Genomic DNA, 16,803 nt, shown 5'->3' on the forward strand with positions numbered 1-16,803 from the left:
AAATCTCTTTTCTTTAACTTAATTCGAATATGACATTGTAAAGGGATGGGACATGAAAAAGGGATTGTGTTGCACGCTGGCGCTCATGGGCATGAGCCTCTCATCATCGGGCTGGGCCGCGGGTGCCTTCGATCCCGATGGCGATTTCATGTTCGGTGACTGGGGTGGTGCGCGTACTGATCTGGCCGATCAGGGCGTGAATTTTCGTTTTGAATACATCTCCGAGATGGCCTATTCCGTCGATGGCGGTTTTCGCGACAAGCACACCGGCCGCTATGCCGACCAGTGGACCGCCGGTGCCAATTTCGACCTTGACCGCCTGTTTGGCGTGCCCAATGCCCGGTTTCAGCTCACCCTGACCGATCGTAATGGTGAAAGCCTGACCAACGACGTCATCAACAATCCCAATAGCGTCGGTGGCTCTTCCAGTCAGGAGGTCTACGGACGCGGTAGCGTTACCCGTATTACCCAGCTGTGGTACGGCCAGTCCTATATGGATGACACCTTCGAGATCAAGGCAGGACGAGTGCCGGTAGGGGATGATTTTGCCGTCATCGACAGCAATTTTCAGAATCTCTACCTGGGCAGTGGCGAGCCCGGTAACCAGAATGGCGGTATCTGGTACAACTGGCCGATCTCCCAGTGGGCGATGGTCGGCAAGTGGAACATCACCAGTGATCAGTATGCGCAGATCGGGTTTTTCAATCTCAATGAGTCCAACCTTGATCGCGATCATGGGCTGGATCTGAAGCACAGTGGCACCAGCGGCACGCTTATTCCGGTTGAATATGGCTTTGAACCGGAGCACGGGTTCAACGACCTGCCCGGTCATTACCGTCTGGGGTACTACTACAGCAGCGCTGATGCCGACGATTACTCATCGCGTGACAAGAACTCGGATGCCGAAAAGGGGCATCGCTACGGTCTTTACTACGTCATCGACCAGCAGGTCACCAGTCATGACAACGATCGCAACCGCGGTCTTGGCGTGTTCAGCATGGGGACGTGGAACGATGGCGATACGGCCACCTTTGATCGCTACCTGTCGGCCGGTGTGACCTATACCGGACCCTTTGATGGTCGTGAGCAGGATGAAGTCGGGCTGGGCCTGGCCTATGTCCATGTCAACGATGACTACAATGACTGGTCACGTTCCGGGAATGCGTCGCTCGTGGGCGGGTCTTCCTCGTTAAACTACGTTCCCCATCAGGGCGAAGAGTACAACGCCGAAGTTTACTACTCCCTGCAAACGACAAACTGGCTGGCCTTTCGTCCCAACCTGCAGTTCGTGCGTCATCCCGGAGCAGACAGCGACGTGGACAATGCCTGGATAGCAGGTCTTTCGGTACTGGCCACTTTCTAGGCCCCATGCAGGGCGCTGCTATTGCGGCGTCCTGCGGGTTCGTGGTGGCTGAGCAGGCCATTCCTCAACCCATGATCCTTGCTCGATCAGCGGCACGACCTCGTGAAGCTGCTCGGGCATGTGACGAAGTCCGCACTCCCACACAACGACTGCTCGCCACCCCAGAGCGTTAAGCTGTTCCAGCTGGCGCCAGTCGCGCGTGACATTACCTGCCAGCTTTTCCTGCCAGAAGGCTTTTCGCGTCGCCGGTGAGGTGGCATAGAAGCAGTGCTCGTGGCGATGCCAGAAGCAGCCGTGCACAAACACAACGCAATGATGACGTGGCAGGGTAATATCAGGCGTACCCGGCAAATCACGTCGATGCAGCCGGAATCGATAACCACAGGCATGTAGATAGCGCCTGACCAGAAGCTCGGGTTTCGTATTTTTGCCCCGAATACCTGCCATCATGCGAGAGCGCGTCGCAGCGTCGACCATATCGACCAAGGTCATGATCTCCCGATTCACAAAGATTAAAGCGTTTAGTGTAGGAGATCATTTCTGAGCGTAACGTCAAAAGTTCATGATTTTCATCGACCAGATGGCAGGGATGGTGGCATGAAAGACGAGCGTGTCGCCGTGCGTTCTCTCTTCGGGATTGCACGTGTCAATGTCGCCGAAAACGTTCAGAATCATGTTGAAATCCTGCTCGACTCTCTTGACCATCAGGCGGGCATTTTTTTCAACGAGATAGAGGCCATTGCCATCAAATCGGGGGCACTTTCTTGCCAGCATCAAGGTGCCCGGAGGACAGAAATCGAAGTGTCCGGGATGCTGAGGCGTCAGCAAATAGTCGTCCTTTTTGATCAGCTCATTATCGATAAAGCCCATGGGAAAATGCGAGATCGGCATGGCACTGATGCCGATCGCTTCGGGAGATGTTGTTAGTGGATAAAGGGGTAGTGACGACAATATGGCATGGCTGCTGCCATGGGCATCCCGGTCATTGCCCAGCAGATGTCCGATGCTGCAGCGCAGTGCTTTGGCCAACGGCTCAAGGCGCGAGTGTCCGACGCGTTTGATGGTGCCATTTTCCCAGTAGGAAATGGTGACATCTGAAACGCCTACGCGACGGGCCAGCTCCGCCTTGCTTAATCCACACTGTTCTCGCAATTTGCGAATGCGCTCGCCCAACTCGTTCATGCGTGGCCTCACATGTCTCATAAGCGAGCCAGCATAGCGATCCAAGTGTTAAGTATGTTTAGTAGTTTGTCACCAATTGAACACAAGAGCGATCAGTAGATTTAATTTTTTAGTGTTAGCCTGTTTATTCGTAAAAGCGAAAAAGATGGAAGCCTTTTTCAAAAAAGACATCAGTTAAACCTGATGCGTTGTCAGTGATTCAGCCAGCCGGCCAGCAGCGGAAGGACGATGGCGCTGAGGGCTCCGTTAAGTCCCATCGCAAGGCTGGCAAAGGCGCCGGTTTGGGGATCGATACCAAACCCGCGTGCGGTGCCCAGACCATGCCCGTTGAGACCCAGCGCCAGGCCGATGACACGAGGATCCTGACAGCGCAGGAGGGCAGCCAGTGGCGGGATGGTAGAGGCGGCCAGAATTCCGGTCACGGTGACAATGCCTGCCGTCAGGCCGGGGTAACCTCCCAGCCCTTCGGAGACACCGATGGCGATGGGTGTTGTGAGCGACTTGGGCGCCAGTGAGGCCAGAATGGCAGGCGAAAGCCCCAGTGCCCAGGCGATGGAAAGGGTCGCAGCGCAGGCGGTGATCGAGCCGATGACAAGGCTCACCGTGACGGGAATCAGCAGACGCTTGATATGTTGAAACTGCTCGTAAAGGGGAATCGCCAGACCCACCGTGGCCGGCCCCAGCAGCAGCGTCAGCCAATGGGCATCGAGATAGTAGGTGTCGTAATTGATTGGCAGTACCACAATGAAAAACGCCAGCATCAGACTGCCGGTCAGCATTGGTGGTGCCCAGCTGGGATAGCGCATCAATTGATGCAGCGACAGGGCCAGCATATAGGCGGCCAGGGTAATTACCACGGCCAGTGCCGGGGTGGCCATCATTTCATGGGCCAGTGCCTGAAGATTCATGGGGTGCCTGCTGCCTCGTCGCGCCGCTGCTGCCAACGCACCATGGCCTGCATGGTCAAAAGCGTGACCACGCTGCTGATCAGGGTGCCCAGCACGATGGCAACCAGAAGCCTGAGCCAGTTATCGGTCAACGTGGTGCCCAGAAAGAAAAGGCCGGCAGCGCTGGGCAGGATCAACAGGGTGAAATAATGGATCAGGTGGCTGGCGGCGACGGCCATCGAGCGTGAAGAGCGCCGGCGTACAATCAGCACCGTAAAAAGTATCAGCATGCCCAGTACGCTCCCGACCACGGGTAGCGACAACATGGTCTGTAAAAGATTGCCGATGACCAGAAAGATCATCAGCCACATGAACCCCTTTAACATTACGGCCTCTGGAATAAGCGGATCAATTCCCTTTTGCTGACAGACAGTACCGCTCTGACAGGCCTGGGCTTCAGCTCATGATACGCTAATGATATAAGGGAGTGCAGTGATAAATCGTGAATGCTCTCTGACATCAGCTCGCCTGTCTGACTGATATTGACGACGCTTTATACATACCTTCGATTGAGGCAATGGTTCATGGCAAAACGCATTGAATTTGCAGAAACCGGCGGGCCGGAAGTGCTCAGGATGCATGAGTTTGAGCCTGAGGCGCTCGGTCCGCGAGACGTTCGTGTGACCAACTGGGCCATTGGCCTTAATTTTATCGATATCTATGTACGTACCGGCCTTTACCCGGTCAGTGAGCTGCCCTCTGGTCTGGGCACCGAAGGAGCAGGCGTCATCGAGGCTGTGGGGGAAGAGGTCAAGGAATTCCGGGAAGGCGACCGCGTGGCCTACGCGACGGGCCCTCTGGGCGCCTATGCCACCCATCACACCCTGCCGGCCGACAAGGTGGTGATGCTGCCGGACAGCATTGGCTTTGATCAGGCAGCGGCGGCCATGCTGAAAGGGCTGACGGTGCAGTATTTGCTGCGTCAGGTCTATCCGATCAAAAGCGGCGATACCTTTCTCTTTCATGCCGCCGCTGGTGGTGTGGGGCTGATCGCCTGTCAGTGGGCCAGAAGCCTGGGAGCACGCCTGATCGGCACCGTGTCCACACCGGAAAAGGCAGAGTTTGCCCGCAAAAACGGCGCCTGGGCGACCATCAACTACAGCGAAGAGAACGTGGTAGAGCGCGTTCGGGAACTGACCGACGGGGAGATGTGCCCGGTGGTTTATGATTCGGTGGGTCGGGACACCTGGGAAACCTCACTGGACTGCCTGGCGCCGCGCGGACTGATGGTGAGCTTTGGAAATGCGTCCGGCCCGGTCGAAGGGGTCAACCTGGCCACGCTGAACAAGAAAGGATCGCTGTTTGTGACGCGCCCCAGCCTTGCCGGCTACGCCGATACCCGCGAACGACTGGAAGCGATGAGCCAGGAGCTTTTCCAGGTCATGGCCAATGACAGCGTGCACGTCAATATTGGTTGTCGCTTCCGGCTTGATGAGGCAGGCGAGGCGCAGCAAAACCTTGCCTCACGCCGCACCTCCGGCTCGACCATTCTGATTCCCTGATCAGGATTTCCAGAGATAGGGCCTGCGCTGGCGGCTTTTGAAAGGATGATTGATTGCCAGCGCATGCCTGTCTACCACTCAATGAGCATATCGTTCCAGTCGTAAAACGCACCGCTGTCCTCAGGAGTGCGTCGATTGATCACCTCCAGCAGCCGCTCGGCGACAAAGTCCGGGGTGAACAGTTTCTCCTGCGGCACTCTGGCCTGAAAGGGTCTTGATAGTTCGGTGTCCGTCGTACCCGGGTGCAGGCAGAGCACAATGGCCTGCGGATTACGCCGTTTAAACTCGACCGATGCCGTTTTCATCAGCATGTTGAGCGCTGCCTTGCTGGCGCGATAGGCGTACCAGCCCCCCAGTTCATTATCCCCGATTGACCCTACCCGTGCCGATAGCGTGGCAATAATGACCGGATGACGTGTCATGCGATCGATCAGCGTACTGACCAGCATGGCGGCTGTCGCTGCGTTGACGTGAAAGGCGTGATGCAGAGTGTCAAAGGAGAGTCTTTCAATTCGTTTTTCAGGCGCAATGGCCACGGACTGATCACTTTGTCCATCGTGCAGGACACCAATGGTATTGAGCAGCAGGTGGACCGGTGTCTGGTCGAGGTAATCACTGAGCGTCTGAAGCCCCGACTCGGTGGTGACGTCGGCCTCAACGATCTCGAGGCGTTCGATCTCGAGCTGCGTATCCTGCTCCAGGTGCGCGCGATGGCGGGTGACGACAATCAGCCGACCGGCGCGCGGATCACGGCAAAGCCTTGTCAGCAGGGCGCGGCCGATGCCCCCGCCGCCGGTGATGACGGCGGTGTACTGCTCGGGAAGATGGTCAGGCATGTCTGGCTCGCTTGGTCGATGAGAAACGGTCGTCAGAGGATGAAGGTTTTTCACCAGCGTAGCGGGTTCAGCAATATCAGGCGGAGCGCATGAGACCGGCAAGTTCGGGATCGATGCGCCGACACAGGGCTGAAAGCCGGCTGCCGGGATCTGCCAGAAGGCGCTGGGGGGTGTCGTATTCGACCAGATGCCCCTCATCGAGCATGGCGATCCGATCAAAATCCTCAATCCGGGTCAGACGATGCGTGATGACGATCAGCGTACGCCCCTGGCAACGGTTGCGAATCGCATGCCATACCTGCTGCTCGGTGGCTTCATCAAGCCCTTCAGTGGGCTCATCCAGCAGGACAATGGGGGCCTTGCGCAGCAGGGCGCGAGCAATGCCAAAGCGTCGGAGCTGCCCGCCGGACAGCGAGCTGCCGCGCTCGTCCGGAAAGCCCGATAATCCGTCAGGCTGTTGTTCCAGCCAGTCGCGCAACGCCAGGGTATCGAGTACCCCCATGATGGTCTCATCATCGATGGGCTGACCCATGGTCAGGTTGTCGCGGTAGCTGGCCGTAAACAGATGCGTTTCCTGCTGGGCCACGGCAAATTGAGCGCGCAGGGTCGCCTCGCTCAGCTGATTCAGAGGCGCGCCTCCCAGCATAATGGTGCCTTCACTGGGCGAAACGAATCGGATCAGGCTGTTGAACAGGGTCGTCTTGCCACTACCGGAAGGGCCGAGAATCAGCAGGTGCTCGCCTTCTTCGACCTCCAGGCTGACCGAGGAGAGGGCGGCGATACTCGCATCAAGTCGCACGCTGAGCTGATTGATGGACAGGCGATGATCTTTCGGCAGGCACTGTTCGCTATCTGCAGGGAAATCGGTTTCCGGTACGCGCTGTCGGATCTCATCAAGGCGTGTTGCGGCACGCTGAATGCGACCCAGATTCTGCCAGGCCTGTGGGAGCAGGGCGATGGCCTCGAAGGCGCCCATGATGGCAAGGCCCATGAGTGCGACCAGGGTGGCATTCATGCCGTGCTGGGTCACCGCCCAGCCAGCCATGCCCAGCACTCCGGTCAGCGTCAGGCCCAGCAGCGTCTGGGACAGCAGCTGCGAGCTGCCCCACTGGCGGGCAAGCTGGTATTCATGGGCGTCCCGGGTCTGCTGTCCTTCGATGAGGTTGTCGACCTCACCATGCCAGCGATTATAAATCATCAGTTCCGAAAGGCCATTCAGGCGCTCCAGCAGGCGCGCCCTCAGCCGGGTGTTGTCCTGATGCCAGGCATCGGAATGGGCCTGACCGGCGCGCCAGGCAAGCCAGGGTCCCAAAAGGCCCGACACCAGCAGGGCCAGTGCGGCAAAAAGCCCGATGGCTGGGGCAAAGACGCCGATGACCACGCCACAGATTACGATGCCCATAAGCGCCACAACGGAAGGCGCCAGTACCCGTAGATAGAGGCCGTCAAGCGCGTCCACGTCGGCCGTCAGACGCGTCATGAGCTCGCTTTCCCCGTGCCGTTGCAGCTGGGCGGGTGAGAGCGGCTCAAGTCTTTCATAGACATGCTTGCGTAGCCGCGACAGTAAACGAAAGGTCGCGTCATGGGTGACGAGTCGCTCGCCATAGCGGGCGCCGGTACGCGACAGGGCAAAAAAACGGACGCCGGCTGATGGCAGTAGATAGTTGAAGGTATGTGCCGTGGCAATGCTCAGCCCTGCCAGTGCCGAGGCGGACAAAAACCAGCCGGAAAGCGCCATCAAACCAATGCTGGAGGCCAGCGCCATCAGCTGCAGGGAAATGCCAATGCCCAGCAGCCAGGTCCAGGGTGTCATGAGGCGCAGGTAGGGCAACAGCTGTCTAAACATCGCGCGTCTCCGAAGGATGGGCTGTCACTGAGCGCGCCAGCGGCCCGCCCGGCGCGCGCAGGTCGTCAAGTGTCTCCAGCGCCTGAACGTTACCCTGATCCAGCATCAGGACCCGATCCGCCAGTGCCAGAAGCTCCATACGGTGCGTCAACAGGACCACCGTGCGCCCCTGGCAAAGTCGCGCCAGAGATTCCATGACGAGCCGTTCACTGGCCTGGTCAAGGCTGGCAGTCGGCTCATCAAGCAGCACCAGACGCGCATCGCGTAGAAAGGCACGTGCCAGGGCGATGCGTCGTGCCTGACCACCAGAGACGGCCCGGCCGCCTTCTCCCAGTCGTGTTTCAAGCCCATCGGGCAGCTCGGCAAGCCAGTGATGGAGCGCAGCCTGTTCCAGGGCGTCAAGCAGGTTCTGGTCACTTGCCTGAGCGTTGGCCAGTCGCAGGTTCTCGGCCAGCGTCCCGGAGACAATGACCGCCGTCTGGCCGACCCAGGCGATCTGGCGCTGCCAGTCATCAGAGCGGATATCGATCAGCGCGCGTGGTGGCTGGCCGCTCTCCACGACGCTCAGCGTCCCGGCTTCAGGGTGCATAAACCCCATCAGCACATTGAGCAGCGTCGATTTGCCCGCACCGCTTGGTCCGATAACGGCCAGCATCTCCTGAGCCCGAATCTCGATGGAAACGTCATCCAGCGCTGCAGATGCGCGCCCGGCGTAACGCGCCGTCAGTCCTTCAAGAGAGAGGGCGAGGCTGCCTTCCGGCTGCCATGCGGTCTGATGGGTATCGCGTTCGAATACGCGCCGGTTGAGAATGGGCATCAGATCTTCGGCGGCGGCTTCGGCTTCGGCTTTGGCGTGATAGTGAACGCCCAGATCGCGCAGGGGCTGATAGAATTCGGGGGCCAGAATCAGAATAAACAGGCCCATGAAAAGATTGATGCCATGGTCATACATGCCGAAATGAAACTGGCCCAGATAGACAAAGCCCAGATAGAGCGCCAGAAGGGCAATGGAGACCGAGGCAAAAAACTCCAGTACGGCCGAGGACAAAAATGCCAGGCGCAGGACGCGCATGGTGCGACGTCGAAAGCTTTCGGACGCCGTATGGACTTCGCCGGCCTGACGCTTGCTGATCCCGAAAAGCTTGAGTGTGGAAAGGCCCTGGAGCGTATCCAGAAAGTGCCGGCTCATGCGACCCATCTCCAGAAACTGATCTTCCTGACGCTTTTTGGCGCCGATGCCTACCATGGCCATGTTGATCGGAATCAACGGGCCGGTGGCGATCAGAATCAGGGCAGCCGCCCAGCTCAGGGGAGCGACAGCAATTAAAATAATGATCGGGATAATCCCGCACAGCAGCATCTGAGGACGATAGTCGGCGTAAAAGCCCTGCAGGGCATCGACCTGATCCCAGATGCGGTTGCTCAGCGTGGCGCTGTGCTGACGTCGCGCCCACAGCGGGCCAAGAACGGCGATACGCTCAAGTAGTTCCCGACGCACGGACTGACGTATTTCGATACCGCAGCGGGCGCCACAAATGGTGCGGGCTCGCACCAGTAGTCCTCGAGCGATAAACGCCGGCGGCAGCAACAGCAGTGGCGTTACAAGAGCGGAGAAGTCGGTGCTGTCGATCACCATGCGCTGGGCAATGGTGGCAATGCACCATGCCTGCACCAGTAGAACCAGCGTTGAAAGGGTGCCTGCAATGACTGAAAGTCGGCTCCAGCGAGCGCCTCGACTGGCAGTGCGCTTCAGCCACTGACGCGGTGTTTCATTCGAGGTCATGACGGCTCCATCGAGAGCGGGCATACAATATCAACAAAAATGCGCCTGCACGCACAGCGGTACTTCGTCGCAGCCGTGCCGGAACAGCACCGTGTGCCACCTTAAGTGCGGGCCTCAGTTGGCGTATAATAGTGGCACGTTTTCCAGCCAATGGCCGTTTTCATGACTGTACGCACGCGTATTGCCCCTTCGCCGACCGGGGACCCCCATGTCGGTACTGCCTATGTGGCGCTTTTCAATCTTTGCTTTGCAAAACAGCACGGCGGCGAATTCATCCTTCGTATCGAGGACACCGACCGGGTGCGGTCCACGTCCGAATCAGAGCAGATGATTCTGGATTCGCTGCGCTGGCTGGGTATTGAGTGGTCCGAGGGGCCTGACGTGGGTGGGCCGCACGGCCCCTATCGTCAGAGCGAGCGCGGTGACATTTACGCCATGCATGCTCAAAGGCTTCTGGATAGTGGCCATGCCTTCAAGTGCTATCGCACCAGTGAAGAGCTTGATGAGATGCGTGAGGCGCGCAAGGCCCAAGGGCTTTTTGCCGCCCTCAAGCCCGAGGACCTTTATCTTGATGAGGCCGAGCACGCCCGACGCGAGCAGGAAGGCTGGCCGCATGTCGTGCGCATGAAGGTGCCCGGGGAGGGCAGCTGTCGCTTCAACGATCTATTGCGCGGTGAGATCGAGGTGGACTGGGCCCAGGTGGATGCCCAGATTCTGATGAAGTCGGATGGCATGCCGACCTATCACCTGGCCAACGTGGTCGACGATCACCTGATGGGCATTACCCATGTGCTGCGTGGTGAGGAGTGGATTAATTCTGCGCCCAAGCACATCCTGCTCTATGAGTACTTTGGCTGGGAAATGCCGGTGCTGTGTCATCTGCCATTGCTGCGTAATCCGGACAAGTCCAAGCTTTCCAAGCGAAAGAATCCGACCTCAATCAACTACTACAAGCGTATGGGCTATCTGCCCCAGGCCGTGACCAACTATCTGGGGCGCATGGGCTGGTCGATGCCCGATGAGCGCGAGAAGTTTACGCTCGACGAGATGATGGCAAGTTTTGATATCCAGCGCGTATCGCTGGGTGGGCCGGTGTTTGATCTCGAAAAGCTGACGTGGCTCAACGGGGTCTATATCCGTGAAGACCTCGACGATGGAGCCCTGATGCGCAAGCTGATGCAGTGGGCCTTTAACGAAGAGTACGTCGGCCAGATTCTGCCCCAGGTCAGGCCCCGCGTGCAGACGCTTGCTGAAGTGATGCCGCTTGCCGGTCATTTCTTCTCGGGACTGCCGAACCTGCAGGCCGTTCAGTTTGATGATACCGGCATGGCACGCGAGCAGACGGTTCGACTCCTGCAGTTTCTGCTATGGCGATTGGAAAGCGTGCGCAGCTGGGACAAGGAGGCGCTGCTTTGCGAGGTCAAGCTGCTGTCAGATTATCTCGAGCTCAAGATGAAGGCCTTTTTGGCCCCGGTATTCATTGCTGTCACTGGCAGCCAGACCTCGACCTCGGTCATGGACGCCATGGTGATTCTGGGCTCGGACATGACCCGAGCGCGCCTGCGCCATGCCATTGCCATTCTCGGGGGCGTTTCCAAAAAGCAGACCAAATCCTTGGAAAAGGAATATCGGGATTTGCCCACCGCTGATGCATAAGAGGCTTGACGCTTCCCAGTACAATCAGTAAGATGCGCCCCGTTCCTGACCGCAGTCAACCTGCACAGGTCGGGGCAATGGGGCCTTAGCTCAGCTGGGAGAGCGCGACACTGGCAGTGTCGAGGTCAGCGGTTCGATCCCGCTAGGCTCCACCACCTTTTGCGTCCCATTCGTCTAGTGGTCCAGGACACCGCCCTTTCACGGCGGTAACAGGGGTTCGAACCCCCTATGGGACGCCACTTCCTGCCTGATCCATTTCAGTCATTGCGCTGCGCTTGCTCATTTCCCGATGCGTCCAGAATTTTCTGCACCAGGGTCTTGACACCTTCTCTAATTGTCCACCGATTCCGGCTTTCGCTGATCTGTCTTCAATACAGGCTCAGATGCGATGGCTATCTTATTGTTTTTATAAAAAACTCTTTATATTCAATTACTTGGGGCTGATCAAAAAATATCCAATTTGTCTGAAGCGCCCTGAATATGGCGATTTTGAGACCTTCTTCATACGTTATGAACAGGCTTATCCACAGATTGTGTGGACAATAAAAACCCTGCTTCGAAACGGTGATGTTGCGATTGTTGTCAAGCAATAAAAAGCATAAGAGAGGGTGGGGAGCAGTACCGAAAGGAGGTTCAACGGATACAAAAAAGGCCGTTGTTGACGGCCTTTTCAAGGTTTGTGCAATCGCTCATGACTGTTCGGGATAGTCCCTTTGCGTATATCCCTTGTAAAGCTGTCTCGGGCGGCCAATGCGACTGCCGTTGGTAATCATCTCGTTCCAGTGAGAAATCCAGCCTGTGGTACGTGCCACCGCAAAAATGACGGTGAACATGTTCTTCGGAATGCCTAGGGCGCGTAGGATGATGCCGGAGTAAAAGTCGACGTTGGGATACAGCTTGCGCTCAATGAAGTAGTCATCCTCGAGTGCGATCTGCTCAAGTCGCTTGGCGATCTTGAGCTGCGGGTCGTCGCCCATGCCAAGCTCTTCGAGTACTTCGTCGCAGGTTTCCTTCATGACCTTGGCGCGCGGGTCGAAGTTTCGATACACGCGGTGGCCAAAGCCCATGAGGCGGAAGGCGTCCTGCTTGTCCTTGGCACGATCGACAAAGCGCTGAATATTCTCTTCGGACTCGTCGCCAATTTCGGCCAGCATGTTGAGAACCGCTTCGTTGGCGCCACCGTGTGCCGGTCCCCAGAGTGCTACGATGCCGGCACTGATGCAGGCAAACGGATTGGCGCCGGTAGAGCCTGCCAGCCGTACCGTGGAGGTCGAAGCATTCTGCTCATGGTCGGCATGGAGCATGAAGATTCGGTCCATCGCCTTGGCAGCCACCGGATTGATTTCGTACGGCTCGCAAGGATTGCTGAACATCATGTAGAGGAAGTTTTCAGCGTAATCGAGATCGTTGCGCGGGTAGACGAAGGGCTGGCCGATATTGTACTTGTAGCACATGGCCGCAAGCGTCGGCATCTTGGCGATCAGGCGTATGGCAGAGACCTGACGATCATGTTCCTGAGTGATGTCCAGATTGTCGTGATAGAAGGCCGACAGGGCGCCTGCAACGCCACACAGCACGGCCATTGGATGGGCGTCGCGTCGAAAGCCCTTGAAGAAGTTGACGATCTGCTCATGCACCATGGTGTGGCGCGAGACGCTGCTGCGAAATGCCTCATAGGCCTCCTTGTCCGGGAGTTCGCCATTGAGCAGCAAATAACTCATTTCGGTGATATTGGAGTGGGTCGCCAGCTGCTCGATGGGATAGCCGCGGTGCAGCAGAACGCTGTTGGCACCATCAATGTAGGTAATTTCGGACTCGCATGATGCGGTGGAAACAAAGCCGGGATCATAGGTGAAATAACCGTGGTCTATCAGGCCGCGGACATCGATCACATCGGGGCCGGTTGTGCCCGAATAGATAGGCAGCTCGACGGGAGCATCCAGACCGTCGATCGTCAGTTGCGCCTTTCTGTCAGCCATGAGGCCTCCTCAAATTATATAAAATACTGCTATATCAGGTATGTCCGCCAAATCGTTGGGGCCCACTATTGAGCGGGTGCGACAGTTTGTCAATTCCATGCATGCCGGGGCCCGGGCGTAGTGCATTCATTCCATCAGCGCGTAACAAAAAGCTTTTTTTAATGTCTATAGGCCATGACTGTAGCCTGTTTTCCCTCGTTTTTTGAACTTCCCAAACGTTTACAAAAATGTGCGTCAATTTGTCATCCGAACGTCGGGGACATATAATCAATGGCCGCGCGACGGGCGATTCATCGCCTGTCCAGGCGACCTGACCTGATGATAATCGAATCCTACCAAAAACTGCCCGTGGTCTATTCATGCGGGCCGGGAGAGAAAAGCGCCGTGAAGAGTCAACGACCCTTGTCGACTGCCAAGCGTCCGGTGAATCTGGACCTTTCAAGTATCCAGTTTCCCCTGCCTGCCCTTGTATCCATTTCGCACAGAGTGTCAGGCATTTTGCTGTTTATCGGTCTGATCTTCCTGATGTGGGCCTTTCAGGTTTCCCTGTCCTCTCCTGCCGGGTTCGATACCGTCCGCGAGGCCATGGCCCACGGCTTTTTCGCCAGGCTGGTTCTGTGGGGGCTCTTGTCTGCGCTGGGCTTTCACTTCGTGGCAGGCGTGCGTCACCTCATCATGGACATGGGGCATGGCGAAACACTGGAAGGCGGTCAGCGCGGAGCACAGCTGACCATCATCATCAGTGCATTACTGGTTGTTATGGCAGGAGTCTGGGTATGGTAATCAATATTTTGAATCCGGGGCGCAATGGGGTAGCCGACTGGATGATCCAGCGTGCTTCAGCCGTGATCCTGGGCCTTTATACCATCTTTATGGTGGCGTATTTGCTGTTCAACCCCGATCTGGATTATGCCGCCTGGTCAGGGCTTTTCAGCCACATCTGGATGAAGGTGTTCACGCTGCTGGCGCTGCTTTCCGTGGCAGCCCACGCCTGGGTTGGTCTCTGGATCGTGGCGACCGACTACATCAAGCCCGCCGCCATTCGCTTTGGCGCGCTGCTATTCGTCATCCTGGCCCTGTTCGTGTTTGTGGTCTGGGGTGTGCAGGTTATCTGGGGAGTTTGACATGACACAGTTACGTACCCTGACCTTTGATGCCATCATCATCGGTGGCGGCGGTTCCGGTCTGCGGGCTGCGCTGCAGCTGGCGCAGTCCGGCAAACAGACAGCGGTGCTGTCGAAGGTCTTTCCCACACGCTCCCACACCGTTTCCGCTCAGGGCGGGATCACCTGTGCCATCGGCAGTGCCGACCCGAATGACGACTGGCGCTGGCACATGTATGACACCGTCAAGGGTTCCGATTATATCGGTGATCAGGACGCCATCGAATACATGTGCAACGAAGGCCCCAAGGCCGTTTTCGAGCTTGAGCACATGGGTCTGCCGTTCTCCCGCTTTGACAATGGACGTATCTATCAGCGTCCGTTCGGTGGCCAGTCCAAGGACTATGGCAAGGGCGGTCAGGCGGCCAGAACCTGTGCGGCCGCTGACCGCACAGGGCACGCGCTTCTGCATACCCTTTATCAGAACAACCTGAAAAACAATACGGTCTTTCTCAACGAGTGGTATGCCGTTGATCTGGTGCGCAATGCCAACAACGATGTGGTCGGCGTCATTGCCATCTGCATGGAAACCGGCGAGACGGTCATGATCAAGGCCAAGGCCACCGTCCTGGCCACGGGCGGTGCCGGCCGTATCTACGCTTCCACCACCAATGCCCTGATCAACACCGGTGATGGTATCGGTATGGCTCTGCGTGCCGGCTTCCCGGTGCAGGACATCGAGATGTGGCAGTTCCATCCGACTGGCATTTATGGTGCTGGTACTCTGGTCACGGAAGGCTGTCGTGGTGAAGGCGGCTATCTGATCAACAAGGATGGTGAGCGTTTCATGGAGCGCTATGCGCCCAACGCCAAGGATCTGGCCGGCCGTGATGTAGTCGCCCGTTCGATGGTGCTTGAGGTGCTGGAAGGCCGTGGCTGTGGTGAACACGGCGATCACGTCATGCTCAAGCTGGATCATCTGGGCGAAGACGTTCTCATGAAGCGTCTGCCCGGCATCGTTGAGCTTTCCCGCACCTTTGCCCACGTGGATCCGGTCAAGGAGCCGATTCCGGTCGTGCCGACCTGTCACTACATGATGGGGGGGATTCCGACCAACGTGAACGGACAGGCGCTGACGGTCGACGCCGATGGCAACGACAAGGTCATCAACGGCCTGTTCGCCTGCGGTGAAGTGGCCTGTGTCTCTGTACATGGCAGTAACCGTCTGGGCGGCAACTCGCTGCTGGATCTGGTGGTCTTCGGGCGTGCAGCAGGTATGCACATCGAGGAGACGCTTAACAAGGGCATCGAGTATCTGGAAGCCTCGCAGTCGGACATTGATGGCGCCATGGCTCGCCTGAATCGCTGGAACGAGTCGGGCAGTGGCGAGACGGTGCCCGAGCTCAAGCGGGATCTGCAGACCATCATGCAAAACAACTTTGGTGTTTTCCGCAAGGAAGACAACATGCAGGAAGGCGTGAAAAAGCTCGAAGAGCTGCGTGAGCGTATTGCCAATGCCTGGCTGCCTGACAAGTCAGACATGTTCAATACCGCCCGTATCGAGGCACTCGAGCTGGATAACCTGATGGAAGTTGCCGAGGCGACCGCTATTGCGGCCCTTGAGCGACGCGAAAGTCGTGGTGCTCACTCGCGTGAGGACTACCCCGATCGTGACGATGAAAACTGGCTGAAGCATTCGATCTATCATCCGACGGAAAAAATGCTGACCAAGCGTGATGTCAACTTCTCTCCGAAGACTGTCGATACGTTCCAGCCTAAAATTCGTACCTATTGATGAGGGGATGACCCAAATGTCGACATTACAGGTCTCCGTTTACCGTTATAACCCTGAAAACGATGATGCGCCCTGGATGCAGGATTTCCAGATCGATACTCAGGGGCGCGATCTGATGGTGCTCAACGTCCTGCAGATGATCAAGGAGCAGGACAGCTCGCTGGTGTACCGTGCCAGCTGTCGCGAAGGTGTCTGCGGCTCCGATGGCATGAACATGAATGGCAAGAACGGTCTGTCATGCGTGACACCGCTGTCGGAGGTCGTCAAGAATAATCGACTGGTGCTGCGCCCCCTTCCGGGTCTGCCCGTCATTCGTGATCTGATCATCGACATGTCGCTCTTCTACAAGCAATACGAGCGCATTCAGCCCTATTTGCAAAATGATGAGCGCCCGCCGTCCATCGAGCGGCTGCAGTCGCCGGAAGATCGCGACAAGCTCGACGGTCTCTATGAATGCATTCTGTGCGCCTGTTGTTCGACGTCGTGCCCATCATTCTGGTGGAATCCCGACAAGTTCGTGGGGCCTGCCGGTCTTTTGCAGGCCTATCGCTTTCTGGCGGACTCGCGCGATACGCATACACAGGAGCGTTTGTCAGAACTTGATGATCCGTTCAGCGTGTTCAGGTGTCGCGGAATCATGAACTGTGTCAACGTTTGTCCGAAAGGGCTCAACCCGACTCGAGCCATCGGCAAGATCCGTGAGATGCTGGTGCGCAATACCGCCTGATGCACGGTTTTTGCTTAATATGACAGGCCTTGCTTGTTATCATTGACAGTCTGCCGTCTCCTCGCGGGGCGGCGGCAGTCTTTC

Annotated in this window: 15 protein-coding genes and 2 tRNA genes; 9 read left to right on the forward strand and 8 right to left on the reverse strand. The window is 57.3% G+C overall.

Annotated features, from left to right (window positions below; genetic code table 11):
- Positions 1-52: 52 nt before the first annotated feature.
- Positions 53-1,363 (forward strand): carbohydrate porin, encoded by a 1,311-nt coding sequence (locus Q0931_RS06285; protein WP_299258383.1) that lies wholly within the window; start codon positions 53-55, stop codon positions 1,361-1,363.
- A gap of 18 nt (positions 1,364-1,381) precedes the next feature.
- Here the strand turns inward: Q0931_RS06285 and vsr are convergent, their stop codons facing one another.
- From vsr to Q0931_RS06305, 4 genes are all read right to left on the reverse strand, one after another.
- Positions 1,382-1,855 carry a very short patch repair endonuclease gene (gene vsr, locus Q0931_RS06290; RefSeq protein ID WP_299258386.1) on the reverse strand — a complete coding sequence of 158 codons (474 nt, stop codon included), beginning with the start codon at positions 1,853-1,855 and terminating at the stop codon, positions 1,382-1,384.
- A 60-nt stretch (positions 1,856-1,915) separates the two neighbouring features.
- A complete protein-coding gene (locus tag Q0931_RS06295) occupies positions 1,916-2,545 on the reverse strand; it encodes a transcriptional regulator (protein WP_299258388.1) in 630 nt (209 codons plus the stop codon).
- A 191-nt stretch (positions 2,546-2,736) separates the two neighbouring features.
- The gene (locus tag Q0931_RS06300) at positions 2,737-3,453 is read right to left on the reverse strand and encodes an LrgB family protein (protein WP_299258390.1); all 717 of its coding nucleotides are present in this window, start codon (positions 3,451-3,453) and stop codon (positions 2,737-2,739) included.
- The gene (locus Q0931_RS06305) at positions 3,450-3,818 is read right to left on the reverse strand and encodes a CidA/LrgA family protein (RefSeq protein WP_299258392.1); all 369 of its coding nucleotides are present in this window, start codon (positions 3,816-3,818) and stop codon (positions 3,450-3,452) included. The genes Q0931_RS06300 and Q0931_RS06305 overlap by 4 nt, the downstream gene beginning before the upstream one ends.
- A gap of 198 nt (positions 3,819-4,016) precedes the next feature.
- Between Q0931_RS06305 and Q0931_RS06310 the strand changes: the two genes are divergently transcribed.
- On the forward strand, positions 4,017-4,994 hold the full coding sequence (locus tag Q0931_RS06310) for an NADPH:quinone reductase (RefSeq protein ID WP_299258394.1): 978 nt from the start codon (positions 4,017-4,019) through the stop codon (positions 4,992-4,994).
- Positions 4,995-5,065: 71 nt separating this feature from the next.
- On the opposite strand, the gene Q0931_RS06315 is transcribed toward Q0931_RS06310, so the two are convergent.
- From Q0931_RS06315 to cydD, 3 genes are all read right to left on the reverse strand, one after another.
- Complete coding sequence (locus Q0931_RS06315) at positions 5,066-5,830, reverse strand: SDR family NAD(P)-dependent oxidoreductase (protein WP_299258396.1); 765 nt, start codon at positions 5,828-5,830, stop codon at positions 5,066-5,068.
- 76 nt (positions 5,831-5,906) lie between these two features.
- Entirely contained in the window at positions 5,907-7,676 is a 1,770-nt protein-coding gene (gene cydC, locus Q0931_RS06320) for a thiol reductant ABC exporter subunit CydC (protein WP_299258398.1), read from the reverse strand.
- Entirely contained in the window at positions 7,669-9,459 is a 1,791-nt protein-coding gene (cydD, locus tag Q0931_RS06325) for a thiol reductant ABC exporter subunit CydD (protein ID WP_299258400.1), read from the reverse strand. Before cydD ends, cydC begins: the two co-directional genes overlap by 8 nt.
- A gap of 162 nt (positions 9,460-9,621) precedes the next feature.
- On the opposite strand from cydD, the gene gltX reads away from it, so the two are divergent.
- From gltX to Q0931_RS06340, 3 genes are all read left to right on the forward strand, one after another.
- Positions 9,622-11,115 (forward strand): glutamate--tRNA ligase, encoded by a 1,494-nt coding sequence (gene gltX / locus Q0931_RS06330; RefSeq protein ID WP_299258402.1) that lies wholly within the window; start codon positions 9,622-9,624, stop codon positions 11,113-11,115.
- A gap of 79 nt (positions 11,116-11,194) precedes the next feature.
- Positions 11,195-11,270, forward strand: a tRNA-Ala gene (locus Q0931_RS06335).
- Between the two features lie 8 nt (positions 11,271-11,278).
- Positions 11,279-11,354, forward strand: a tRNA-Glu gene (locus Q0931_RS06340).
- Positions 11,355-11,804: 450 nt separating this feature from the next.
- Here Q0931_RS06340 and gltA read toward each other — a convergent pair.
- Positions 11,805-13,094, reverse strand: a complete 1,290-nt coding sequence (gltA, locus tag Q0931_RS06345; RefSeq protein WP_299258404.1) for a citrate synthase — start codon at positions 13,092-13,094, stop codon at positions 11,805-11,807.
- Between the two features lie 402 nt (positions 13,095-13,496).
- Between gltA and sdhC the strand changes: the two genes are divergently transcribed.
- The 4 genes from sdhC to Q0931_RS06365 are packed head-to-tail and all read left to right on the forward strand — an operon-like array spanning position 13,497 to position 16,719.
- Positions 13,497-13,877 carry a succinate dehydrogenase, cytochrome b556 subunit gene (sdhC, locus tag Q0931_RS06350; protein ID WP_299258406.1) on the forward strand — a complete coding sequence of 127 codons (381 nt, stop codon included), beginning with the start codon at positions 13,497-13,499 and terminating at the stop codon, positions 13,875-13,877.
- Positions 13,871-14,218, forward strand: coding sequence for a succinate dehydrogenase, hydrophobic membrane anchor protein (gene sdhD, locus Q0931_RS06355; RefSeq protein ID WP_299258408.1), 348 nt, complete (start codon positions 13,871-13,873; stop codon positions 14,216-14,218). The genes sdhC and sdhD overlap by 7 nt, the downstream gene beginning before the upstream one ends.
- Position 14,219: 1 nt before the next feature.
- Entirely contained in the window at positions 14,220-15,992 is a 1,773-nt protein-coding gene (sdhA, locus tag Q0931_RS06360; RefSeq protein WP_299258410.1) for a succinate dehydrogenase flavoprotein subunit, read from the forward strand.
- Positions 15,993-16,008: 16 nt separating this feature from the next.
- The gene (locus Q0931_RS06365; RefSeq protein ID WP_108842786.1) at positions 16,009-16,719 is read left to right on the forward strand and encodes a succinate dehydrogenase iron-sulfur subunit; all 711 of its coding nucleotides are present in this window, start codon (positions 16,009-16,011) and stop codon (positions 16,717-16,719) included.
- The last annotated feature ends 84 nt before the right edge of the window (positions 16,720-16,803 follow it).

Origin of the sequence: uncultured Kushneria sp. (genome assembly GCF_947497025.1) — a bacterium.
In the GTDB taxonomy this organism is placed as follows: domain Bacteria; phylum Pseudomonadota; class Gammaproteobacteria; order Pseudomonadales; family Halomonadaceae; genus Kushneria.